Raw genomic sequence first — 24,390 nt, forward strand, 5'->3', positions numbered from 1 at the left:
GTGTGTGAAGTGATAGTACACGCTGAGCGCAGGGAAGCAGCCCCCAGGAGACCCCCTCGTCGCTGTTTTGGCGGCGTTTGGGAACCGTGCTTGAATTACCCTCGTGCGGGGCACAGTCCACCCGAAGTTCTGAGCCGCCGGTCGCACGGGTCACCCAGCCCCGCGATCCCGCACAGTCTTACCCTCGCAAGCTGCTTGAACCGACGATTCGAGGACCCGTGAGGCTGTTCCAGGCCATTCGCCGCCACAAGGCGACCAGTGCATCGGTGGCGACCATCGTGGCGCTGTCGGTCGGGATCGCCACGATGGCCTTCGTCTACGAAGGCGTCGAGACGGCCGACGTCGAGCTCAACGACGGCGGGGTCTGGGTGACCAAGCCGACGGGCCTCCTGCTCGGGCACCTCAACCACCCCGCCCAGGTGATCGACGGCGGGCTCCGCACCGGATCGACCGAGTTCGACGTGCTGCAGAACGGCGACACCGTCTTCCTGCTCGACTCCTCCGGCGCCACCCTCACCCCGGTGAACCCCATGACGGTGGCGCTCGAGACCCCCGTCAACCTCCCGCCGGAATCGACCGTCTCGCTCGGCGGCCCCACCGTCTCCCTGCTCGACCGCGAGACGGGCTCGCTCTACGCCAGTCCCGCCGACCGGGCCGGTTCGTTCGTGATCGACCCCGACAAGCCGATGGCCTCCCTCGGCCAGGGCTCGGCCGCCGTCGCCGACGTCGACGGCAACATCCACGCGCTCTCCTCGACCGACAACGCCATCCTCACCTTCGCCCTCGACGAGAACGGCGCGCTCCCCGAGGAGCCGATGAGCACCGCCCTGCCCGCGATCGAGAAGGGGACGCCGATCTCCCTCACCACGGTGGGCGACGACGCCGTGCTGTTCGACTCCGCCTCGGGCACCGTCTACCTCCCGGGCGGCGGCACCGCCGTCATCCCCGAGGCCGAGGGCGGGCTCGTGCAGGAGGCGGGCCCCGCCTCGGACGACGTGCTCATCGCCACCGCGACCGCCCTCATCCGTCAACCGCTCGCGGGCGGCGACGCCACTGTGCTGCAGACCTCGGGTGAGCCGGGCGAACCCGCTGCGCCGGCCTTCCTGAACGGATGCGCCTACGCGGCCTGGGCGGGATCCGCCGACTACATTCGGGACTGCTCAGGCGAGGCCAACGACGTCGAGCAGAAGATCGACGGGCTCGCCGCGAACGCCGAGCTCCGCTTCCGGGTGAACCGCGACGTCATCGTGCTCAACGACGTGTCGACGGGCGTCGTGTTCCTGGTGAACCAGGACATGAAGAAGGTCGACAACTGGGACGACATCGCGCCGCCGCCCGAGGAGAGCGACTCCGAGGAGGAGGAGGACTCCACCGAGGAGGAGCTGCAGGTCATCCTGCCCGACCGTTCCGAGGAGAACACCCCGCCCGAGGCCGTCGACGACGAGTTCGGCGTGCGCGCCGGCCGCACCGTCATCATCCCGGTGGTCGACAACGACATCGACCCCGACGGCGACGTGCTCACCGCCGCTCTCGAGGGCGGCCAGCCCTCCACGGGCACGGTGCAGCGCATCCTCAACGGAGCCGCCCTGCAGGTGGTCGTCGATGACGACGCCTCGGGCACCAGCCGGTTCAGCTACAAGATCGACGACGGCCGGGGCGGAACCGACACCGCCACCGTGGCCCTCACGGTGCGCGAGGAGGGCGAGAACAACGCCCCGAGGCAGAGGCGCGATTCCGAGGTGCTCACCGAGGTGGGCGCCACCGTGCGCCACAACATCCTGCCCGACGTCATCGATCCCGACGGTGACGACCTCTACGTGGTCGGCGCCTCCACCGGCACCGAGGACCAGATCCAGTACCGGCCGGACGGCGAGATCACCTTCACGAGCATCGGCACCGAGACCGGGCCGAAGAACGCGACGGTCATCGTCTCCGACGGCCGCAGCGAGACCGAGGTCGGCATCCGCTTCCTCGTGCGCGACGTGGGATCTCTCTCGCCCGTGGCGACGATCGACCTCGTCGTGGCCACCGCCGGCGAGCGCGTGACGATCGCGCCTCTGGAGAACGACCTCAGCCCGTCGGGGGCCCCGCTCCGCCTGGCGAAAGTCAACGAGACCCCCGGCGTCGTGATCGAGGCCGACTACCTCACGGGCGTGTTCGACTTCACCGCCGCGAACGTCGGACAGTACTACGTGCAGTACCTCGTCTCCGACGGCCCCAAGACGGCCGAGGGCCTCGTGCGGGTCGACGTGGTGGCTCCCGACGACAGCGACGCCCCGCCCATCCCCGTGCGCGACACCGCCCAGGTCCCGACCGGGCGCTCGACCCTCGTCAACGTGCTCGCGAACGACACCGACCCCAATGGCGGCATCCTCGCCGTGCAGTCGGTGCAGCTGCCGGCCGACGCCCCCGTCACCGTGGAGGTGCTCGAGCACGAGATCCTGCGCATCACCGACCGCGGGCTGACCGGGCCCCTCACGGTCGTCTACACCGTGAGCAACGGGGCGGCGGCGTCCCGCGGCGAGGTCTTCATCACGCCCATCCCGGCGCCCGAGCAGCTGCTTCCGCCCGTGGCCGTCGACGACACCGTGACCGTCCGAGCGGGCGACGTCGCCACCATCCCTGTGCTCGCCAACGACTACCACCCCAACGGCGACACCATCTCGCTCTCGCCCACGCTGATCGAGCCGCTGATCGACCCGGTCGACGGCGAGATCTTCGTGGCCGAGGACGTCGTGCGCTTCAAGGCCGGCGCCGAGGCCAAGACCGTCTACGCCACCTACGAGGTCGTCGACACCCAGGGCCAGAAGGATGCGGGCTACGTCACCATCCGCATCGTCGCCCCGGATGCGGGCACCAACTCACCGCCCAGGCCCCAGGACGTGACCATCCGGGCCCTCCAGGGCACGAGCGTGCGCATCCCCGTGCCCCTGGACGGCATCGACCCGGACGGCGACTCCGTGCGGCTGATCGGCCAGGACTCCGCTCCCGCCAAGGGCCGCATCGCCGAGGTGGGCGAGTCATGGCTCGTCTACGAGGCCTACCCGTCGTCGATCGGCACCGACACCTTCACCTACAAGGTGCGCGACAAGCTCGGCGCGACCGCCACGGCGACCGTGCTCGTGGGCATCATCCCGGCCAGCGAGTCCAACCAGCCGCCGTATGCGGTCAAGGACGAGGCCGCCGCGCGACCGGGGCGAACGCTCGCGGTCGATGTGATGGCCAACGACACCGATCCGGACGGCGACCCCATCGCCATCCGTGAGAACGGCCTCGAGGTGCCCGAGGGCATCGACGCCTCCGTCGAGGGCGGCCGCGTCATGGTGACCGCGCCGACCCAGCCGGGCGACTACACGATCCTCTACACGATCGTCGACCGCTGGGGAGCGACCGGCGTGGGCGGCCTCCTGCTCTCCGTGAGCCCGGACGCCCCGCTCGCGAGCCCCATCGCCCGCGACGACACCGTGCCCACCTCGGATGCGCTGGACCGCCCCTACGTCGACATCGATGTGCGGGTCAACGATGACGACCCCGACGGCATCATCGACGAGCTCACCGTCTCGGTGCCCGCCACGGAGTCGAACCTCACGGCCTCGGCCGTGGGCGACGGCCTCGTGCGGATCGAGCTCCTGCCGATCTCGCAGATCATCACCTACACCGTCACCGACCAGGACGGCCTCACCGCCTCGGCCTTCGTGTACGTGCCCGGCATCGACGAGATGGGGCCCGTGCTCCGGCCCGGGATCGAGCCCATCCTCGTGAACGACGGCGAGACCGCCGAGATCGAGCTCGAGGATTACGTGCTCGTGGCCGAGGGCAAGACGGCCCGCATCACCGAGGCCGCCAAGGTGCGCGCCTCGATGTCGAACGGCGACGACCTCCTGGTCGACGAGAACTCGATGCAGTACACGCCGAAGGCCCGCTACGACGGCCCCGACGCCCTGAGCTTCGAGGTCACCGACGGCACCGGGCCCGACGACCCGGAGGGCAAGAAGTCGAACCTCGTCATCCCCATCGAGGTCGTCTCCGACTACAACACGCCGCCGACCTTCGTGGGCGCCTCCGTCGACGTCGCGGCAGGCGACGGCGAGGGCACCGTGGACCTCCGCGCCAACTCGCAGGACCCGGACGAGGGCGAGCTCGAGGGCCTGACCTTCCAGATCGCCGAGAAGGAGGCCGACGACGTGTCGGCCCGTCTGGACGGCTCGACGCTCGTGGTGAGCGCCGCCGCGAACGCGGAGCGCTCCCCCTCGGCCATCCAGATCGAGGTGTCCGACGGGGTCAACCCGGCCGTCCGCGGCACCGTCATCGTCAACGTGCTGTCGACCACCCGCAACCCCCCGTCGGCGACCGACGACGTCGTGCCCCAGGCCAACCAGGGCGCAACCGTCTCGGTGCCCGTGCTCGCGAACGACTACAACCCGTTCCCCGAGACCCCGCTGACGATCACGGAGACCGTCGTGGAGACGGGCTCCGGCACCGCGTCGGCCGGCGGATCCGATGTCGCCGTCACCCCTGCGGCCGACTTCGTGGGCACCATGGTGGTGCGCTACACCGTGCAGGATGCGACGGGCGACGCCTCGAGGACCGCGGACGGACGCATCCGGCTCACGGTCCAGGGCCGCCCGGGCACCCCGGCCACCCCGACCGTCACGAGCATCCAGGACCGGACCGTCGTGCTGTCGTGGACGCCGCCCGTGAACAACGGTGCCGAGATCACGGGCTACACGGTGACCAGCCAGAACGGGTTCTCCCAGCAGTGCTCGTCGACGACCTGCACCCTGACCGGCCTCACGAACGACGTGGAGTACTACTTCACCGTGACCGCCACCAACTCGGTCGGCACCTCCGACCCGTCGCCCTCATCCGGCCCCGCACGGCCGGACGCGCGGCCCGATCAGCCGCAACCGCCGACCCTCGTGTTCGGCGACGAGAGTCTCGCGGTCTCGTGGGTCACACCGCCCACGCCCGGATCGCCCGTGCAGGCGTTCAACCTCGAGATCTCCCCCGCGCCCGAGCGCGGCGCCGCCTCCCGCTACAACGTCACGGGCAACGCGCTCACCTGGGAGGGCCTCGCCAACGGCACCGCCTACCAGGTGCGGGTGCAGGCCGTGAACCGGGCCCCTGAGCCGAGCGAGTTCAGCGCCTGGTCGGCCACCGAGGTGCCGGCGCGTGCTCCGGACGCCCCCGGCGCACCCACCACCACGCCCGCCACGCCCGTGGGCGACCAGGCGCAGATCAGCGTCTCGTGGGGAGCGCCCGCCGCCAACGGCGATGCGATCTCGCTCTACACGCTCGAGACGCTCCGTGGCGGGGACCTCGTGAACTCGCAGCAGGTGGGCGGCACCTCGGCGAACGTCGCGGTCGAGGTGAACCAGGTCGACTACACGTTCCGGGTCTCCGCTCGCAACAAAGCGGGCGACGGCGCGTTCAGCCCCGAGTCGGCCGGACGACGTGGGGCCATCCCGCCCTCGGCGCCTACGGGAGTCTCGGCCGCACCCACAGGCGCCGACGGCACCGTGAATCTCACGTTCGCACCTGGTGCCACCAACGGAAGCCGCTCCGAGGAGATGGCCTATCAGTATCGGGTCAACCAGACGGGGGCGACCGGCGCGATCGCCGCGGGAGGCGGCCAGATCGGTGGCCTCGGCAACGGCACCGACTACACCTTCGACGTGTGGGCCGTCTCGTCGGTGGAGGGTGTCCAGCCCGGCCCCAGCAGCACCTCCAACCCGGCCAACCCGTACGGCCCGCTCAAGGAACCCGGCGTCAACGCGACAGGCAACGCGAGATCCGTCACCCTCAGCTGGTCGCCGCCACCCGGCAACGGTCGCGCCCAGTCGTTCGAGGTGTTCGTCGACGGCAACCTGGTGTCGCGCGACGCCTCGGGGTCGACCACGGTCGGTGACGGCTACAACGAGCGCCACACCATTCAGGTCAACGTCTCGGACGCGGCCGGTCAGACGTCGACGAAGAGCACGGAAGCCGAGAGCGGCAACCCACCCACTCCCAAGGCGTTCATCTCGCGGGGCACCCCGTGCGGCGCCGACGACGAGGGCTCCGGCAACGTGAAGAACTGCTACAACCTCCGCATCACGCTCGAGGACTGGCCGGGAGGCGGCGACGTCACCTGCAATTGGTCCGGCAGCAGCTGGCCCGAGACGCTCCCGCGCAACTCGAGCAAGAACACCCAGTGGTGGTCCGAGGACACCCCCGGCACCGCCTACACGCTCGAGAGCCAGGCCTCCCGCATCACCTGCGGCGGCGTGCAAGCTCAAGCCCGACGATGACCTCTCACGAAAAGGACCCTCGATGACCATGACCCCCGAGCAGGCGACCTGGTTCGCCGGCACCTTCGACCGCCTCGTGCAGAACGTCGGCCTGGCCGTGCTCGGCAAGGAGCACGTCATCCGCCTCACCCTGATGGCGATGATCTCCGAAGGCCACGTGCTGCTCGAGGACGCTCCGGGAACGGGCAAGACCAGCCTCGCCAAGGCCATTGCGGCGACCGTGCAGGGCACCCACCAGCGCATCCAGTTCACCCCCGACCTGCTGCCCTCGGATGTCACGGGCGTGACGATCTACGACCAGGACACCCACAAGTTCGACTTCCACAAGGGGCCGATCTTCGCCTCGATCGTGCTCGCCGACGAGATCAACCGGGCGAGCCCGAAGACCCAGTCGGCGCTGCTCGAGGTGATGGAGGAGTCGCGCGTGTCGGTCGACGGCGTGACGCACGAGGTGGGCCGCCCGTTCCTCGTGATCGCCACCCAGAACCCCATCGAGCAGGCCGGCACCTACCGCCTCCCCGAGGCGCAGCTCGACCGCTTCCTGATCAAGACCACGATCGGCTACCCGGATCTCGCGTCGGCCGAGAAGATCCTCGCCGGCTCCGCCAACCGCAACCCCTCGTCGACCCTCTCGGCCGTCATCACCACGTCGGCCGTCGCCGACATGGCCGACCTCGCCGCCACGGTGCACGTCGACCCCGCCATCCTGCGCTACACCGCGCAGCTGGCCGAGGAGACCCGCATCGCCCCCGAGTCGCGCCTCGGCGTCTCGGTGCGCGGCGCCATGGCGCTCATCCGCGCCTCGAAGGTGTGGGCCGCCGCCCAGGGCCGGCACTTCGTGCTGCCGGACGACATCAAGGAGCTCGCGGGGCCCGTGTGGACCCACCGCTTCGTGCTCGACGCGGAGGCCGAGTTCTCCGGCGCCTCCGCCGAGGGCGTGCTCGCGCGCGTGCTCGCCGACGTGGCCGCACCGCAGTCGAGGCAACCCGCTGCATGAGTGAGAGGCGGGCACGGGGCGCGATCGGCCGGTCGCGGCCGATGGTGTGGGCACGCGAGCGGGCGTGGCCCTGGTTCACCCTGCACATCGGCAGCAGGGTCATGCCCGTGCTGCGCGCGATCTGGAAGGTGGTCGGGCCCACCCTCTCGACCGTCTCCGGCTTCGGCTGGGCCGTGCTCACAGCGACCGTGCTCGCCCTCGTGGCCGGCGCGGTGTTCGGCTGGCGCGAGCTCCTCATCGTGGCGTTCGTGCTGCTCGCCGCCCTCCTCATCGCCGTGGGCTTCGCGATCGGCCGCTCCGCCTACGCCGTGCGGCTCGACCTCGCCCTCAGCCGCGTCGTCGTGGGCGAACGGGCCGTCGGCCGCATCGCGGTGACCAACACCTCCGCGCGATCGCTCCTCCCGGCCCGGATCGAGCTGCCCGTGGGCTCCTCGTTCGCCGCGTTCCACCTGCCCCGCCTCGCTCCTCAGGCCGAGCACGACGACCTCTTCGGCATCCCCACCCACCGCCGCTCCGTCATCCAGGTCGGCCCGGTGCGCTCGGTGCGGGGCGATCCGCTCGGCCTGATGCGGCGGGAGATCCGCTGGACGGAGCCGCGCGACCTCTTCGTGCACCCGAGGACCGTGGCCCTCGGCGGCTCGTCGTCGGGCTTCCTCCGCGACCTCGAGGGCATCGAGAGCCGCGTGCTCTCGGACAACGACGTCTCGTTCCATGCCCTCCGCGAGTACGTGCCGGGCGACGACCGCCGCTACATCCACTGGAAGACCTCGGCCCGCACCGGCAAGCTCATGGTGCGCCAGTTCGAGGAGACCCGCCGCTCGCACCTCGCGATCGGCCTCTCGACCAACCGCTCCGACTACGCCGAGACCCCGGGCGACGACCCCGACTACTCGGCCGAGTTCGAGCTCGCCGTCTCGATCTGCGGCTCCCTCGGCGTGCAGGCCCTCCGCGAGGAGTTCGACCTCACCGTGCTCACCCAGCGCTCGGAGCTGCAGTCCGAGACCGGCCGTCGCCTGCTCGACGAGCTCTCCGGTGTCGCTCAGACCGAGCGTCGAGAGGCCATCGCGCAGCTCGCGAAGACCCTCGGCAGCTCGGTGCCGGATGCCTCGGTGGCGTTCTTCGTGTTCGGCAGCACCGTGACGCCCTCGCAGCTGCAGGCCGCCACGGTGCACGTGCCGCTCGGCGTGCGCGTGCTCGCGGTGTCGTGCCGCCCCGGCGCCCAGCTGTCGCTGCGCGAGATCGGCGAGACGAGCCTGCTCACGGTGGGCGATCTCTCCGACTTCCCGCTCGCACTCCGGAGGGCCAACAGCTGATGAGCGAACCGATGAGGCCGCGCCGCGCCGCCGCACCCCCTGCTTCCACGCGCGCGTCCACCCCTCGCGCGTCCACCCCCCTCCTGCCGCCGTTGCCGAGGAACGCCAGGGCGCCGTGGGCGATGGCGATCGACGCCGGCGTGATCGCGCTGCTGCTGTTCGTCTCGGTGCTCGGCTTCGGGCCCGCGTTCGGCGGGGCCGGCTACCTCGTGGCGGGCATCGGCGGCATCGTGCTCGGCATCCTGATCGGGTTCGCCGGATGGCGGCTGTCGTTGAACATCGTCATCGTGGCCGCCGTCACCATCGTGGTCTACCTGCTCTTCGGCGGACCGCTCGCGGCCCCCGGCACCACGATCCTCGGGGTCGTGCCGACCTTCGAGACGATCCGCACGATCGTGCTCGGCATCGTCTTCTCCTGGAAGGACGTGCTGACCCTCGTCACCCCCGTGGGCGAGTTCGACGGCACGCTCGTGGTGCCCTTCCTGACCTCGCTCCTGATGGCCGTGCTCGCCACGAGCTTCGCGCTGCGGCTGAAGAACGCCACCTGGGCGCTCCTGCCCGCCGCCGTGCTCTTCGTGACCGCGATCGCCTTCGGCACGCGGGAAGCCGCGTTCCCGGCCCTGCAGGGGCTCGTGTTCGCCGGGCTCGCGCTCACCTGGGCGGCCTGGCGCCGGCACGAGCGACGCTCGGCGGCGACCATCGGCACCTCCGGCGCCGGCACTGGCGCCGGAGCTGCGGGTCTCGACGGCTCGACCCGCATCGACCCCGAGACCGCCAAGAAGCTCCGCACCACCCGTCTCGCGCTCGGCGCCGGCCTCGTCGTGACCGCGCTCGGGCTCGGCTTCGTGACCGGCGGCATCCTCGTGCCTGCCGCCGCCCGCGAGGTCATCCGCGACCAGATCGTGCCGCCGCTGGACCTCCACGACTACGCGAGCCCGCTCGTGGGCTTCCGCAGCTACGTGCGCGACTTCAAGGAGGAGTCGCTCTTCACGGTGCAGGGGCTGCCGAACGACGCGCGCATCCGCCTCGCCACCCTCGACGACTACGACGGCATCGTCTACAACGTCGGCGGCGACGGGACGACCGGTTCCGGCACGTTCACGCGCGTGAGCAGCGAGATCACCAACGACGTCGAGGGCGACCCCGCCTCGCTCGAGTTCACGATGACCGGGCTCGACGGCGTGTGGCTCCCCGACACCGGCTACCTCGACGCCTTCCGGTTCACGGGCGACCGCGCCGAGGAGCTCGGCGGCACGCTGCACTACAACGCGGCCACCGGAGTGGCGCTCAACACCGAGGGCGTGACGGCGGGCGACGAGTACGCGATCGACACGGTGCTGCCCGAGACCTTCAACGACGAGCAGCTCGCCAGCCGCGGGATCGACGACATCACGATGCCGCGCGCCACGGGCGTGCCCGACATCGTGGGTTCGCTCGCCTCGGAGTACCTCGGCGACGCCGAGACGCCCATCGAGCAGGTGCGCAACATCGCCTCGAACCTCAGCCAGAACGGCTTCTTCAGCCACGGTCTCGAGGGCGAGGCCGTCTCCCGGGCCGGCCACGGCGCCGAGCGGATCGCGTCGCTCCTCGACGCCGAGCAGATGATCGGCGACGACGAGCAGTACGCGGTGGCGATGGCCCTCATGGTGCGCTCGATGGGCATGCCTGCTCGCGTGGTGATGGGCTTCTACCCCGACGATTACACGGGCCCCGAGTCGACCTACGAGATCACGGGCGACCAGCTCCACGCCTGGGTCGAGGTGCCGTTCGAGGGCGCCGGCTGGGTGCGATTCGACCCCACGCCGCCCGAGGACCAGGTGCCGCTCGAGGAGGCCCCGAAGCCCAAGTCCGACCCCAAGGCCCAGGTGCTGCAGCCGCCGCCCCCGCCGCAGGAGCCCGCGGAGCTGCCGCCGGACATCCGCACCGAGGACACCGACCAGGAGGAGGTCGAGGAGGAGGGCTTCGACTTCCTGCCCGTGTTCCTGGCGGCGGGAAGCCTGCTGGCGCTCCTGATCGTCGTCTTCACCCCGCTCCTCGTGATCGTGCTGCTGAAGCTCCGGCGCCGCAAGAAGCGCCGGCTCGCCGCACGGCCCGCCGACCGCGTGAGCGGTGGCTGGGACGAGATCGTCGACCGCGCGGGCGACCTCGGCACCCCCGTGCCGCACGGGGCGACCCGCCGCGACGACGCCGCCGCGCTCGCGACCGCGTATCCGGAGGCCCCCGTGCTGGCCGTGGCGACCAGGGCCGACGGCAGCGTCTTCGGCCCGGGCGAGCCGACCGAGCAGGAGGTCGACCAGTACTGGACCGAGGTCGACTCCATCGTCGACACCATGCGCAGGTCGCGGTCGGCCTGGAAGAGGTTCCTGGCCGCATGGTCGGTGCGCTCGTTCTTCCGGCGCCGAAGCACCAGCACAGCCCGCAGCACGCCCCGCACCACCACCCGAGGAGGCCGATGATGACGGACGCGACGTCGTACCCCTGCGTGCAGTGCGGTTCGCCCGTGCCCCGCAGCGCCCAGTTCTGCCTGGTCTGCGGCACGCCCGCGGCGGTGCGCAGCCAGTCGGTGGCGCTCGGCCAGGTGGCAGGGCAGGTGCCGCTCGTCGACTCCTCCGGGCGGCCGATGGACGGCTGGCGGCCCGAACCCGCGGCTCCGCCCATCCGCTACGGCGACATCATCCCGAGCGGTTTCGGCCGGCGCGTGGTGGCGTTCCTGCTCGACGGCCTCGTCACGAGCGTGCTGTGGCTCGTGATCGTGCTGCCGCTGCTCGCGGTCGGTGTCATCGAGGTCGTGACCGACGGCACCGTGGTCTCGGTGTCCGGCCTCAGTGCGGTGCTGCTGTTCCTGCCCCTGATGCTCTACCCGCTCGCCAAGCTCTTCCTGGAGTCGTTCCTCGGCTTCTCGCTCGGCAAGCTCGTGATGGGCCTCCGGATCGTGAACGTCACGAGGCTCGGCCGGCCGGGGCTCGGCTGGGTGCTGCTGCGGAACCTCGTGGTGGCCGCGGGCGCCCTCGTCTTCGGAGTGGGCCAGTACGTCGTGCTGCTGTCGCCGCTCTGGGACGGCGAGAAGCGCATGCGGGGCTGGCAGGACAAGGTCGGCCGCACCTGGGTGATCGACATCAAGGCGGGTCCGAACCCGCTGAAGGCCCTGCCCGGTCAGCTGCTGCTCGACCAGGGGACCTACGAGCAGCAGGATCCGGCGCTGTACGGTGCACCTGCTGCACCTCCTGCCCCGTCCGCCCCTGCTGCACCGGCCGCACCGGCGATGGCGCCCGTCGACTACGCCCCGCCGGCCGCGCCTCCCGCGCCGTCGGCGCCGATCGCCTCCGTGCCGGGCTTCGCCCCCGCGGCCCCCGTGATCACGCCCGCCGAGGCCGCGGCCGACGACTTCGAGAGCACGCGCCTCTCCGACTCGGCACGACCCCCTCTCGCCACGGGCGTGACGGTCTTCCGGCTCGACACCGGCGAGATCGTGCCGATCATCCGCCACGGCGCCCTGGGGCGCGACCCCGTGGCGCCCGGTGGCGACCCGAGCGACGTGCTCATCGCGCTCTCGGGCGACACGCTCTCGGTGTCGAAGACGCACCTCGAGTTCGGCGTGGATTCCGGTGCGGTCTGGGTGAGCGACCGCGGCTCCACCAACGGATCGGCGATCGTGCGCGCCGACGGCGTGGAGTACCCGCTCGACCCCGGCGAGCGCCTCACCGTGGTGCCGGGCGACCGCGTGCGGGTGGGCACGAGGCTCTTCTCGGTGGAGAGTGGAGCATGAGCGACGAGGAACGAGCAGGGCAGCAGCGCGGAGCGTACGGAAGCGGGGTGCCGCTCGCGGCGCTGCAGCTCGAGGTGGGCAGTTCGACGCACACGGGGCTCCGGCGCCGGGCGAACGAGGACTCCCTGCTCGCCGTCTCGCCCGTCTTCCTCGTGGCCGACGGCATGGGAGGGCACGAGGCCGGCGAGGTCGCTAGCTCGCTCGCGGTCGAGGCCTTCGCCGCGCTCACCGGGCCCGACTCGCTCGCCCCCACCGACATCCGCACCGCCTTCAAGCGCGCCCACACCACCATCACGGCGCTCGCCTCCTCCGGCCGGCGCCGCGCGGGCACGACCGTATCGGGCGTGGCCGTGGCCGAGAGCGACGGCACGGCCTACTGGCTCGTCTTCAACCTCGGCGACTCGCGCACCTACCGTCTCGCCTCGGGCGAGCTCGAGCAGATCAGCGTCGACCACTCGGTGGTGCAGGAGCTGCTCGACGAGGGCGAGCTCGACCGGGCGGATGCCGCCACCCACCCGGGCCGCAACGTCATCACGCGCGCTCTCGGCGCGGGCGGCGAGTTCGAGGCCGACTACTGGCTCGTGCCCGTGGAGTCCGGCGACCGCATGCTGATCTGCTCCGACGGCATCTCGGGCGAGCTCGACGACGAGCTCATCGCGCGCGTGCTGCTCGACGAGGGCACCCCGCAGGATGCCGCCACCCGGCTCGTGCACGAGGGCCTCACCCGCGGCGGTCGCGACAACCTCACGGCCGTGGTGGTCGACGCCTGGGACTCGGTGTCGGCCGTGCGCAGTGCACCCCAGAGCCGCGACGACGAGCACGACGACGGGCGGAACGGCGAGGACACCATCCCCCGCGGGCCGGTCGAGGTCGGCGGAAGGAACTGAGATGACCAGCCTCCACTACACCCCCGGCCCCTGGTGCGCCGTGGTCGTGCCGCAGGGTGTGGCCGTGCTGCCCGCGGGCACCGACGCCGGCCTGCTCGAGAGGGTCTGGGCCGCGCTGCAGGCCGGAGAGGGTCTCGGAGCCGTGCTCGAGGCGCTCACCGGCACCTTCGGCACGAGCCTGAGCTCGCTCCCGCCCTTCGCCGTGGCCACGGTGTCCGGCTCAGCGGTGTCGAGCTCCACGGTGCGGCTCGCGGTGCGCGGTGATCTCACGATCGACGTCGTGGAGGGCTCGGATGCCGGGACCGCCGTCTCGCTGACCGTGTCCGGTGCCGATGTGACGACCTGGAGCGAGCGCGTGGTCGCGGAGGCCAGGCACCTGACGCTGCGCACGCCGGAGAGCGCGTCCGGGCAGCGCTTCGGCGTCGCCAATGGCGTGGTGCTCGTGTCGTCGGTGGAGCTCGACGTGGCCGGCGCCGGGGTGGTGGTGGCCGCACCGGCCGTGCAGGAGGCTGCGCCCGTCGCCGGACCCGCACCCGCACCCGCGCCCGCGCCCGCGCCCGCCATCGTCGCGACGGAGGTGCCCGAGGCGACGCTCATGACCGGTGACGGCATGATCGAGGAGGCCGCCCCCGAGGCGGCCGACCCCGGGCCCCCGGTCGAGGTGGCCGAGGGCGACGAGGCCGACCCCGACGCGGCAGTGGCCGACGATGCCGTGGTGGCCGACCACGATGCGGTGGCCGACGATGCCGCGGCGGTGGACGCGCCGGCGGCAAGCGAGGTGGACGACCTCGACGAGGTCGATGAGCTCGAGCACACCCGTGACGAGCTGCCCGACGACGCCTACGATCACCTCTGGGGAGCCACCGTGGTGAAGTCGGTCGAGGATGCGGCCGTGCGCGAGCTCGAGGAGGACGACGAGGCCGAGGAGGTCGGAGCGCCCTCCGTCGCCGCGGAACCCCCCGCGCCGTCCTCCGTTGCGGCAGAACCGCCTGCGCAGATCGCAGCGCCGACCGCAGCGCCGGTCGCACCATCGCCCCCCGTGCAGTCGTCCGGCCTCATCGACAGCGTGCCGGGCTTCGGTGGCCTGGGGGCCGCCTCCGGCAGTGCGAGCTTCGCCGGCAGCACGATACCCCCGGTCGCTTCCCCCGTTGCGCCCCCCGCCCCCGTCGCTCCGGCCGCCCAGGCCGACGACGACCACGACGGCCTCACCGTCACCGTCTCCGAGCTCGAGGCCATGCGCCGGCTCGGCGCTGCCGGTGGAGATGCCCCCGACGCGCTGCCCGACTCGGCGCTCGGCCGCATCGTGCTCTCGACCGGTGAGACGCATCCGCTCGACAAGCCCGTCATCATCGGCCGCCGGCCCCGCGCCAACCGCGTGCAGGTCGACCGCGTGCCCGTGCTCGTGACCGTGCCGAGCCCGGAGCAGGACATCTCGCGCAACCACCTCGAGATCCGCCTCGAGGGCCGGCACGTGCTCGTGGTCGACCTCGACACCACCAACGGCTCGGTGCTGCACCGCGAGGGGACCCCGCCGCTCCGCCTCGGCCCCCACGAGCCCGTGCTCGTGCTCTCCCGCGACATCGTCGACATCGGCGACGGCGTGACCGTGACCTTCGAGGAGATCCCGTGAACGCGCGCAGGCCCCCCTCCGCGCCTCCCGAGATCCCCGGCTTCGCCTACCTGCAGCTGCTCGGCTCGGGCGGCTTCGCCGACGTCTTCCTCTATGAGCAGCGCATGCCCAAGCGTCGCGTGGCCATCAAGGTGCTGCTCTCCGAGGCGCTCACCGAGGGCGCCCGCGAGAGCTTCGACGCCGAGGCGAACCTGATGGCGCAGCTGTCGACGCACCCCTCCATCGTCACGATCTACCAGGCCGACATCTCCTCCGACGGCCGGCCGTACCTCGCCATGGAGTACTGCCCCAAGCCCAACCTCGGCGCCCGCTACCGGCGCGAGAAGATCAGCGTGGCCGAGGCGCTGCGCATCGGCATCCAGGTGGCGGGTGCGGTGGAGACCTCGCACCGGGCCGGCATCCTGCACCGCGACATCAAGCCCGCCAACATCCTCGTGACCGAGTACAACCGCCCCGCCCTCACCGACTTCGGCATCTCGGTGGCGCTCGTGGGCGGCGGCGAGCAGGAGTCGGTGGGCATGTCGATCCCCTGGTCGCCGCCCGAGGTCTTCGGCTCGGCGCCGGCCAGCGGAGTGGCAGCCGACATCTACTCGCTCGGCGCGACGGTCTACACGATCCTCGCCGGTCGCTCTCCGTTCGAGGTGCCCGGCGGCTCGAACTCGGGGCTCGACCTGATCGCGCGCATCCAGGGCTCGCCGCTCACCCGCACGGGCCGGCCCGATGTGCCGCCGAGCCTCGAGGAGGTGCTCGCCACCGCGATGGCCAAGCGCGAGAGCGCGCGCTACGGCAGCGCCCTCGAGTTCGCCAGGGCCCTGCAGAAGGTGCAGCTCGAGCTCAGCATGTCGGTGACCCCCACCGACGTGCTCGACGAGCAGGTCGACACCGACGAGGTCGAGGAGGAGGACGAGGGGCACACCCGCATCCGCGGCATGGTCTCGATCGACCCCACGGGACCGGTTCGGCCCACGACGTCGAGGCCGCCCACGTCGAGGCCGCCCGCGTCGAGGCCCACGACCCCGCCCGCCGCCGCCGCTCACGAGCCCGTCGAGCACACGATGCTCCGGGGCGGCTCCCCGGCCGCGCCTCCCCGGGTCGACTCCCGCGGCTTCGTGATCGACGAGCCCGCCCTCGAGACCACGATGCACCGCCCGGCCACCGGCCCCCAGGCCACGGAGGAGGCGCCCTCGAAGCGGCGCGCGCTGCCCTACATCCTCGGTGCGGCCGCGCTCGTGCTGCTCGTGGGCATCGGCGGCCTCGTCTTCGCCCTCAACCAAGGCGGGAGCCCCGCCCAGCAGGCCATCGAGGAGTCCGACGAGCCCGTCGACCAGATCGACATCGGCGAGACGACCGTCGAGAGCCCCACCGAGCTCGTGGGGACCCTCTCCCCGGAGGGCGCCACCTTCACCTGGACGAACCCGCACCCCGAGGCGGGCGACGTCTACGCCTGGCAGGTGGTCACGCCCGGCAAGGAGTCCCCGATGTTCAAGACCGACGAGACCACCGCCTTCGTGCCGGCCGAGGAGATCGGCGCGGGGCAGGTCTGCGTCGACGTCACCATCGTGCAAGTCGACGGCGACGGTTCCCAGCCCACGACGGCCTGTGCGGAGTAGACCATGATCGACGAGACGACCACCCCTCCCCCCGGTGCCCCCACCACCCGTTCCGACGCGAGCGTGGAGTTCTGCGGCGAGTGGTTCCCGCTCAGTCACGAGAAGCCGTTCGAGATCGGTCGCGAGGCCGACCTCGACATCGACGACAACCAGTACCTGCACCGCCGGTTCCTGCAGATCTCCAACGTCGACGGCATGTGGTGGCTCTCCAACGTGGGCTCCCGCCTCAGCGCCACGGTCTCGGATGCGAGCCGCACCATGCAGGCCTGGCTCGCCCCGGGCGCCCGCATGCCCATCGTCTTCGGCCTCACCACCGTGGTCTTCACCGCCGGCCCCACGAGTTACGAGTTCACGGTGCACACCACCGCCCCGACCTTCTTCGACTCCTCCCCCGTGCCCTCGGGCAGCGGCGCCACCACGGTCGGGGCCGTCACCTTCACCGCCTCGCAGAAGCTGCTCATCCTCGCCCTCGCCGAGCCCATGCTGAAGCGCGAGGGCACAGGCACGAGCGAGATCCCCTCCTCCCAGCTCGCCGCCGAGCGGCTCGGCTGGGCGCTCAGCCGCTTCAACCGCAAGCTCGACAACGTGTGCGACAAGCTCAGCCGCACGGGCGTGGAGGGCCTGCGGGGCGGGGTCGGCGCACTCGCCACGAACCGACGCGCTCGCCTGGTGGAGTACGCGGTGCTCTCCCGCCTCGTCACGAAGGCCGACCTGCCCCTCCTCGACCAGCCCAGCGACGACAACGACGACAGGTAGCAGCACCGGATGCGCATCAAGGCCACACTGAGACGCCCGGGCGGCTCGAGCGACAACCTCCAGATCACCGCCGACGCCACCGCGAGCGTCTCGGACATCGCCGAGGCCATCTACCGTGCCGATCCGCAGCGCGCCGATCCGCAGCGATCGGGCACGGAGCGGACCGATCCCCTGGCCGCCGCGCCGTCGAACCTCACCCTGCAGGTCTCCGGCGCCTCCGGGGCCGCCCGGGTGCTCGACCCCTCCTCGAACCTGCTCGAGTCCGGGGTGAGGTCGGGCTCGGTGCTCGAGCTCGCCCAGCACAGCGAGGGCTACACCTCGGCGGGCCCGAGCGGCCCGGCGGCAGCGACGCTGCGCGTGCTGAGCGGGCCGGATGCCGGGGCGGAGTTCGCACTGCCGTTCGGGTCGAGCTACATCGGCCGCGAGCGCGGCATCGACGTGCGGCTCTCCGACGGGCTCATCTCCAAGCGCCACGCGCGCATCAACATCGGCGAGCACGTCGAGATCATCGACATGAAGTCGGCCAACGGCCTCGTGATGGGCGGCGAGCAGGTGGCGCGCACCACTCTCTCCTCCGCCGACGTCGTGATGCTCGGCGACACGGCCATCTGCGTCGTGCCGCTGCAGCGCCTCGGCGGAGCTGCACCCTCGACCCCCGTGATCGAGTTCAACCGGTCGCCGCGGGTCGTCGCGCGCTATCCCGGCGACGAGTTCCCGACCCCGTCACCGCCCAAGCAGCCCCAACCCATCCGCTTCCCGCTCGTGGCGCTCGCGGCACCGCTGCTCATGGGCCCGATCCTGTTCCTGGCCACCGGATCCGCTCTCAGCCTGATCTTCATCGCGCTCAGCCCGATCATCATGATCGGCACCTGGGCCGACCACAAGCTCCAGACCAGGCGTCAGCTCCGCGACGCGATCAAGCTCTTCAACGAGCAGATCGACGCCTTCGTGAAGTCGATGCACGAGAAGCAGCGCATCCAGCGGGCCGTGCGCCTCACCGAGGCACCCGCCGTGAGCGCGACCGTCGACGCCGTCGACCGGCTCGGCCAGCTGCTCTGGACGCACCGCCCCGAGCACACCGCCTTCCTCACCGCGCGCCTCGGCATCGGCACGGGCCCGAGCCGCGACAAGATCTCGATGCCGAACGCCAACGAGGCGCTGCCGGAGTACTGGGCGCAGGTGGAGGAGATCGCCGATCGCTTCTCGCGCATCGACGGCGTGCCGATCGTGGTCGAGTTCCGCAAGGCCGGCGCCCTCGGCGTGGCCGGCGGTGGAGACGGCCGGCACGGCGTCGCCCGCGGCATCGTCACCCAGCTCGCGGGCCTGCACTCCCCCTCCGAGCTCGTCATCTGCGCGCTCGCCTCCCCCACCTCGCGCGCCACCTGGGAGTGGCTCGAGTGGCTGCCGCACACCACGAGCCCGCACAGCCCGCTCGGCGGCGACCACCTCGCCGACAACCCGGGTTCGGGTGCCGCGCTGCTCTCGCGCCTCGAGGCGCTCATCGACTCCCGCACCGCGGGCGCGCCGAGCCCCCGCGGCCCGATCGACACCGACAAGGACAAGCAGGAGCTCGCACACCCCATCACCCCGTCGGTGCTCGTGGTGATCGAGGACGACACGCCGCTGGACCGCGGGCGGCTCACCCGCCTGGTCGAGCGGGGGGCGGATGCGAACGTGCACGTGCTCTGGTCGGCCCCCTCGATCGGCGACCTGCCGGCGGCGTGCCGGAGCTTCGTGAGCGTCGATCCGGAGCCCGCGTCGTCAGGGGCCGCCGGCGCCTCCGGTACCGCCGGTCAGGTGCGGCTCGGCGAGCACACCTTCCCACTCGAGTGCGAGACCGTCGACGCCGCGACCGCGCACCGGCTCGCCCGTCAGCTCGCCCCGGTCGTCGACGTCGGCGCCCCCATCGACGACGACTCCGACCTGCCGCGCTCGGTCTCCTACCTCTCGCTCGTCGGCACCGAGCTCGCCGAGGTGCCCGAGGCCGTGATCGACCGCTGGCGCGAGAGCAACTCCATCGCCGACCGCTCCGGCGCACCGCTCGTGCGGCGCAAGAAGGAGGGGTCGCTGCGGGCGCTCGTGGGCCACTCCGGCACCGAGCCGTTCTATCTCGACATCCGCAACCAGGGCCCGCACGCCCTCGTGGGCGGCACCACGGGCGCCGGCAAGAGCGAGTTCCTGCAGTCCTGGGTGCTCGGCATGGCGGCGGCGCACAGCCCCGACCGGGCCACCTTCCTCTTCGTCGACTACAAGGGCGGCGCGGCCTTCGCCGACTGCGTGGGTCTGCCGCACACGGTCGGTCTCGTGACCGACCTCTCGCCGCACCTCGTGCGCCGTGCGCTCACGAGCCTCCGGGCCGAGCTCCGCTACCGGGAGCACCTGCTCAACCGCAAGAAGGCGAAGGACCTCGTCTCGCTCGAGAAGACCGGCGACCCCGAGACCCCGCCGAGCCTGCTCATCGTGGTCGACGAGTTCGCGGCTCTCGTGCAGGAGGTGCCGGAGTTTGTCGACGGCGTCGTCGACGTCGCCCAGCGCGGCCGCTCGCTCGGCCTCCACCTCATCCTCGCCACCCAGCGGCCCGCCGGTGTCATCAAGGACAACCTGCGCGCCAACACCAACCTCAGGATCGCGCTCCGGATGGCCGACGCCGACGACTCCAGCGACATCCTCGGCGACCCGATGGCCGCGTACTTCGACCAGTCGATCCCGGGCCGCGGCGCCGCGAAGACCGGCCCAGGCCGGCTCGCCTCGTTCCAGACCGGCTACGCCGGAGGCTGGACCACCAACGAGGTGCCGCGCGCCCGCATCGACATGATCGAGATGGACTTCGGCTCGGGCGCCACCTGGGAGGTGCCCGAGATCGAGGCGCCCCTCCAGGCCGATCCCGGGCCCACCGACATCGCCCGGCTCGTCACGAGCATCCGGAACGCCGCGAAGCTCGCCGACATCCCCGATCCCCGGAAGCCGTGGCTCGACGAGCTCGCGGCCGTCTACGACTTCTCGCTGCTGCCGAACCCTCGCACCGACGAGCAGCTGCTGCTCGGCGTGATCGACGACCCGGCGTCGCAGTCCCAGCCCACGGTGTTCTACGAGCCCGACCGCGACGGCAACATGGCCATCTACGGCACCGGTGGCGCGGGCAAGAGCGCCACGCTCCGCACGATCGCCGTCTCGGCGGCCGTGACTCCCCGGGGCGGCCCCGTGCACGTCTACGGCCTCGACTTCGGTTCGAGCGGCCTCAGCATGCTGCAGGAGCTGCCTCACGTGGGCGCCATCATCTCGGGCGACGACGAGGAGCGCGTCATCCGGCTGCTCCGGATGCTCCGCGACCTCGTCGACGACCGCTCCATCCGCTACTCCGCCGTGCGGGCCGGTTCGATCGGCGAGTACCGGCGCATCGCCGACGCCCCGGCGGAGCCGCGCATCCTCGTGCTCGTCGACGGCATCGGTGCGTTCCGCGAGCAGTACGAGTTCGGCGGGCACTCCGCCTGGTTCACGACCTTCTCGCAGATCGCCACCGACGGCCGGCAGGTCGGTGTGCACATCGTGGTCACGGGAGACCGGCCGAACTCCGTGCCCGCATCGCTCGGTTCCACGATCCAGCGGCGGCTCATCCTGCGCCTCGCGAGCGAGGACGACTACGCGCTCGTGAACGCCCCGAAGGACACCCTCTCGGCCGTCTCGCCCCCCGGCCGCGGTGTGATGGAAGGCAACGAGGTGCAGATGGCCGTGCTCGGCGCCGACTCCAACGTGGCCGTGCAGGCCCGGGAGATCGCCAAGCTCGCGGAGGCCATGCGGCGCCAGGGCGTGGCGCCGGCGCTGCCGATCGAGCACCTCGCCGAGTCGGTGCCGCTCAGCTCGCTGCCGGCGACGCTGCCCGGATCCGGGTCGTCGACCGAGCCGGCCGACCTGCAGCCCGTCATCGGTGTGCGCGACGACTCGCTCGGCCCCTTCGCCATCAGGGCCCGAGGCGCCATGCTGCTCGCCGGAACCGCCGGCAGCGGGCGCTCCACGGCCATCGCGACCATGGCGACGGCCCTCAGGCGCGCCGATCCGCGCATCCGGCTCGTTCACGTCTCGCCCCGCAAGACGAACCTCACCCCGCTGCCGATCTGGAGCATCTCGCTGCACGACCCGGCGCAGATCACCGCCTTCGCCGACGACGTCACGGCCCAGCTCGATGCCGAGACGCTGAAGCCCGGGCAGTTCGCGATCTTCGTCGAGAACATCGGCGAGCTCAACGGCTCCCCCGCCGAGGCCGACGTCGACAGGCTGATCAAGCGCGCGCTCCGCGACGACGTGTTCGTGGTGGGCGAGAGCGAATCGTCGACCTGGTCGTCGGCATGGACCCTCGGAGGCTCGTTCAAGAACTCCAAACGGGGCCTTCTCCTCGTGCCGGGAGAGCTCGACGGGGACTCCCTGCTCGGCACATCGCTCGGCCGCTTCAAGCGCTCGGATCTGCCGCCTGGCCGGGGATTCTTCGTGCAGGGCGGTCGCGTCACGAAGCTGCAGGTGGCGACCCGCGACGACTGACTCCAGGTGTCATCGAGGGTCATGGGGACTTCTCCCCATCGCGTGCTTCGACACCTGTCCGTAGTGTCTTCCTTGTGAGAACGACTCACAGGAAGTAGCGGAACCGGACAGCCCGGTACCGCGGAACGAAAAGGAGAGAATCATGGCCGTTTGGGGTCTCGACGTCGAGCAGGTTCGCTCGCTCAGCAAGCAGCTCAACACCCAGTCGCAGCAGGTCCAGCAGATCCTGACGACTCTCACCAGCGCCCTCCAGAGCGTGCAGTGGACGGGTCCGGATGCGGAGAACTTCCGCAACGAGTGGAACTCCACCCACACCGCCGCTCTGAAGCAGGTCATCACCGCCCTCGAGGACGCCTCGCAGAAGGCTTCGAAGAACGCTTCCGACCAGGAGGCCACCTCCAACGCCTAGTTGGAACAGGCGGGAGTCCTCCGGGGCTCCCGCCCCCTTTTTCTTTCATCTATCCGATCCGCACGCTTGAGAGGGTGTCATGGCTGGTGGTTTCTACGGGGCAGACGTCGAGCAGCTCCGACAACTGGCGAAGAAGTTCGACAACGCCGCTGAGAATCTGAACACGGTGACATCGAGTCTCACTTCGAGCGTCAATCAGGCGCAGGCGTGGCAGGGTCCGGATGCCTCCACCTTCCGTTCGGACTGGAACGGCACGCATACCGCGCAGCTGAAGGCCGCGGTCGCGGCCCTCACCGCCGGCAGCGACAGCCTCGTGAAGAACGCCGAGGACCAGAGCACGACCTCGACCGACGGCGGAACATTCGGCGGAGGCGGTGGGGCCGGCGGCTCCGGTTCGGGCGGCTCCGGCGGCTCCGGCGGCGGATCCACCGGCGGTGGTTCGTCAGGCGGCGGCGGAGGAGGCGGTGGCGGTGGCGGCAACGGAGGATCCGACGACGACTCCGGCAGTTACGCCCACGGCTTCGAGGACAAGGGCTACGCCGACGCGGGCGTGACCTACGACGAGAACGGCATGCCGGATGCGCGGGCCGAGGCCGGCTGGCAGTGGGGCGCCGGAGCGGGTGCCAACGGCAGCTTCGGCGACGAGAACTTCGGTGGGGAGGGGTCGGCCGACGCCTTCGTCGGCCTCGACTCGAACGCCGATGCAGGAGCGGGCTTCAACCTCGATGACGGTGCGTACGCCGACGCCTCGGCCGACGCCTTCATCGGCGGTCGTGCCGACGCCGGCGGATCGTTCTCGGGCGCCGACGGCATGTACGGCGGCAGCGGAAGCGCCGAGGTCATGGTCGGCGCCGAGGGGAGCGCCGACGTGGGCGTCACCGCCGGCCCCAACGGCATCGGCGCCAACGCCGGCGTCGAAGGCTTCGTGGGCGGCCGTGCCGGAGTCGAGGGCGAGCTCAACGTGGGCGGCGGCGCCGTCTCCGTGGGCGGTGGCGCCGAGGTGATGTACGGCATCGGCGGCCACGCGAACGTCGAGGCCGAGGTCACCTGGGACAACGTGGGTGTCTCGCTCGACGTCGGTGCCGCATTCGGCCTCGGCGGCGGTGTGAGCCTCGACCTCTCGATCAGCCCCTCCGACACCATCGACACCGTCGGCGGCTGGCTCGGATTCTGATCCCGTTCTGATCCACTTCTCCTCGATCTCTGAAAGGCTCGAACCATGTCGAACTCCATCAGCTTCCCCGGCGACTCCGCCCCCGCCCTGCCCTCCATCGGCCTGACCGTGCCCGACGACTGGAGCCCGCTCGCCGTGGCCGGCGCCGTGCTCGCCGCCGGCAAGAAGGTCGAGCAGGGCGAGTTCCGTCCCAACGTCGTGGTGGCGATCTCCCGCTTCGCCCGGGGCTACTCCCTTCAGACGGCGATCGACGCCGTCGTCGGCCGCGTCGAGTCCATCGAGGGCGTGCAGGAGCTCGGGCGCGACGCGCACGAGGTCCTCGGCCGCGAGGGCTTCCGCATCGAGTTCAGCTACCCGGACCCGCGCGCGGGAACCCTCATGCAGGCCGTCCGCATCACCGTGGTCGAGAACGGACCCGTGGCCGACCTCGTGCAGGTCACGGCCACCACCTCGGGCAGGCAGGCCACCGAGATCTGGGACGAGATCCGCGCCATCCAGGACAGCGCGGTGACGACGTCCTGATGGCAGCCCTCTCCTTCGCCGAGGCTCAGGCGCGTGTGCTCGCGCTCAACAGCGACGAGCTGCCGTTCGTCTACGAGCCCGCGCCCTACGGCATCCGCGCCGCCTGGAAGTACGCCGACGTCAAGTGGGCCGCCATCACCGCGGCCGGCACCATCTCGGGCGACTACGAGCTGAGGGTCACTCTCGACCCCGAGTCGTCGACGTGGACCTTCGACGAGACCCGCTCCGAGAGCCGATCGACCGTGCAGAGCGACGGCGGCGGGGGCTTCAGCGCCTCCTTCGGCAGCTCGGGCTTCAAGGGCAGGCAGAAGAGCGCCTCGTTCCAGTTCGGCGTCGGCTCCGCCGCCAGCACGACCGACCGCCAGGGCACGCACGAGGGCAACACCTACGGCTACTCGTTCACGACCGACGAGGTGAAGGAGCCGCTCATCGCGGCCCTGGAGTCGGCCGGCTGGGAGCGAGCCCGCAAGGGCCTCTTCGGCAAGCTCTTCGGCGGCTGAGTG

Annotated in this window: 14 protein-coding genes; all 14 read left to right on the plus strand. The window is 71.4% G+C overall.

Annotated elements, in window-relative coordinates; translation table 11 throughout:
• Positions 1 to 266: 266 nt before the first annotated feature.
• Positions 267 to 6,290, plus strand: coding sequence for an Ig-like domain-containing protein (locus N1028_RS03515; RefSeq protein WP_259525435.1), 6,024 nt, complete (start codon positions 267 to 269; stop codon positions 6,288 to 6,290).
• 22 nt (positions 6,291 to 6,312) lie between these two features.
• A complete protein-coding gene (locus N1028_RS03520; RefSeq protein ID WP_259525436.1) occupies positions 6,313 to 7,287 on the plus strand; it encodes an AAA family ATPase in 975 nt (324 codons plus the stop codon).
• Complete coding sequence (locus N1028_RS03525; protein WP_259525437.1) at positions 7,284 to 8,600, plus strand: DUF58 domain-containing protein; 1,317 nt, start codon at positions 7,284 to 7,286, stop codon at positions 8,598 to 8,600. The genes N1028_RS03520 and N1028_RS03525 overlap by 4 nt, the downstream gene beginning before the upstream one ends.
• 122 nt (positions 8,601 to 8,722) lie before the next feature.
• A complete protein-coding gene (locus N1028_RS03530; RefSeq protein WP_259525438.1) occupies positions 8,723 to 11,056 on the plus strand; it encodes a transglutaminase TgpA family protein in 2,334 nt (777 codons plus the stop codon).
• Positions 11,056 to 12,366 carry an RDD family protein gene (locus tag N1028_RS03535; protein ID WP_259525439.1) on the plus strand — a complete coding sequence of 437 codons (1,311 nt, stop codon included), beginning with the start codon at positions 11,056 to 11,058 and terminating at the stop codon, positions 12,364 to 12,366. Before N1028_RS03530 ends, N1028_RS03535 begins: the two co-directional genes overlap by 1 nt.
• Positions 12,363 to 13,253 (plus strand): PP2C family protein-serine/threonine phosphatase, encoded by an 891-nt coding sequence (locus tag N1028_RS03540; protein WP_259525440.1) that lies wholly within the window; start codon positions 12,363 to 12,365, stop codon positions 13,251 to 13,253. Before N1028_RS03535 ends, N1028_RS03540 begins: the two co-directional genes overlap by 4 nt.
• A gap of 1 nt (position 13,254) precedes the next feature.
• On the plus strand, positions 13,255 to 14,883 hold the full coding sequence (locus N1028_RS03545) for an FHA domain-containing protein (protein WP_259525441.1): 1,629 nt from the start codon (positions 13,255 to 13,257) through the stop codon (positions 14,881 to 14,883).
• Positions 14,880 to 16,493 carry a serine/threonine-protein kinase gene (locus tag N1028_RS03550; protein WP_259525443.1) on the plus strand — a complete coding sequence of 538 codons (1,614 nt, stop codon included), beginning with the start codon at positions 14,880 to 14,882 and terminating at the stop codon, positions 16,491 to 16,493. Before N1028_RS03545 ends, N1028_RS03550 begins: the two co-directional genes overlap by 4 nt.
• Before the next feature lie 3 nt (positions 16,494 to 16,496).
• Entirely contained in the window at positions 16,497 to 17,249 is a 753-nt protein-coding gene (locus N1028_RS03555) for an FHA domain-containing protein (RefSeq protein ID WP_259525444.1), read from the plus strand.
• 9 nt (positions 17,250 to 17,258) lie between these two features.
• Positions 17,259 to 21,782 (plus strand): type VII secretion EssC family protein, encoded by a 4,524-nt coding sequence (locus N1028_RS03560; RefSeq protein ID WP_259525445.1) that lies wholly within the window; start codon positions 17,259 to 17,261, stop codon positions 21,780 to 21,782.
• A 142-nt stretch (positions 21,783 to 21,924) separates the two neighbouring features.
• Positions 21,925 to 22,191: a WXG100 family type VII secretion target gene (locus N1028_RS03565; protein WP_259525446.1), complete on the plus strand. Its 267-nt coding sequence runs from the start codon at positions 21,925 to 21,927 to the stop codon at positions 22,189 to 22,191.
• Positions 22,192 to 22,270: 79 nt separating this feature from the next.
• On the plus strand, positions 22,271 to 23,365 hold the full coding sequence (locus tag N1028_RS19735; protein WP_310795563.1) for a WXG100 family type VII secretion target: 1,095 nt from the start codon (positions 22,271 to 22,273) through the stop codon (positions 23,363 to 23,365).
• A 45-nt stretch (positions 23,366 to 23,410) separates the two neighbouring features.
• On the plus strand, positions 23,411 to 23,887 hold the full coding sequence (locus N1028_RS03580; RefSeq protein WP_259525448.1) for an LpqN/LpqT family lipoprotein: 477 nt from the start codon (positions 23,411 to 23,413) through the stop codon (positions 23,885 to 23,887).
• Entirely contained in the window at positions 23,887 to 24,387 is a 501-nt protein-coding gene (locus N1028_RS03585; protein ID WP_259525449.1) for a hypothetical protein, read from the plus strand. The genes N1028_RS03580 and N1028_RS03585 overlap by 1 nt, the downstream gene beginning before the upstream one ends.
• The last annotated feature ends 3 nt before the right edge of the window (positions 24,388 to 24,390 follow it).

Source organism: Herbiconiux oxytropis, from assembly GCF_024979315.1.
GTDB lineage: Bacteria > Actinomycetota > Actinomycetes > Actinomycetales > Microbacteriaceae > Herbiconiux > Herbiconiux oxytropis.

Excerpts from the sequence above, each read along its gene's own strand:
- N1028_RS03545 (WP_259525441.1), top strand. The coding sequence starts at position 13,255 with ATGACCAGCCTCCACTACACCCCCGGCCCCTGGTGCGCCGTGGTCGTG.
- N1028_RS03555 (WP_259525444.1), top strand. The coding sequence starts at position 16,497 with ATGATCGACGAGACGACCACCCCTCCCCCCGGTGCCCCCACCACCCGT.
- N1028_RS03560 (WP_259525445.1), top strand. The coding sequence starts at position 17,259 with ATGCGCATCAAGGCCACACTGAGACGCCCGGGCGGCTCGAGCGACAAC.
- N1028_RS03535 (WP_259525439.1), top strand. The coding sequence starts at position 11,056 with ATGACGGACGCGACGTCGTACCCCTGCGTGCAGTGCGGTTCGCCCGTG.
- N1028_RS03540 (WP_259525440.1), top strand. The coding sequence starts at position 12,363 with ATGAGCGACGAGGAACGAGCAGGGCAGCAGCGCGGAGCGTACGGAAGC.
- N1028_RS03530 (WP_259525438.1), top strand. The coding sequence starts at position 8,723 with ATGGCGATCGACGCCGGCGTGATCGCGCTGCTGCTGTTCGTCTCGGTG.
- N1028_RS03520 (WP_259525436.1), top strand. The coding sequence starts at position 6,313 with ATGACCATGACCCCCGAGCAGGCGACCTGGTTCGCCGGCACCTTCGAC.
- N1028_RS03525 (WP_259525437.1), top strand. The coding sequence starts at position 7,284 with ATGAGTGAGAGGCGGGCACGGGGCGCGATCGGCCGGTCGCGGCCGATG.
- N1028_RS03585 (WP_259525449.1), top strand. The coding sequence starts at position 23,887 with ATGGCAGCCCTCTCCTTCGCCGAGGCTCAGGCGCGTGTGCTCGCGCTC.
- N1028_RS03580 (WP_259525448.1), top strand. The coding sequence starts at position 23,411 with ATGTCGAACTCCATCAGCTTCCCCGGCGACTCCGCCCCCGCCCTGCCC.
- N1028_RS19735 (WP_310795563.1), top strand. The coding sequence starts at position 22,271 with ATGGCTGGTGGTTTCTACGGGGCAGACGTCGAGCAGCTCCGACAACTG.
- N1028_RS03565 (WP_259525446.1), top strand. The coding sequence starts at position 21,925 with ATGGCCGTTTGGGGTCTCGACGTCGAGCAGGTTCGCTCGCTCAGCAAG.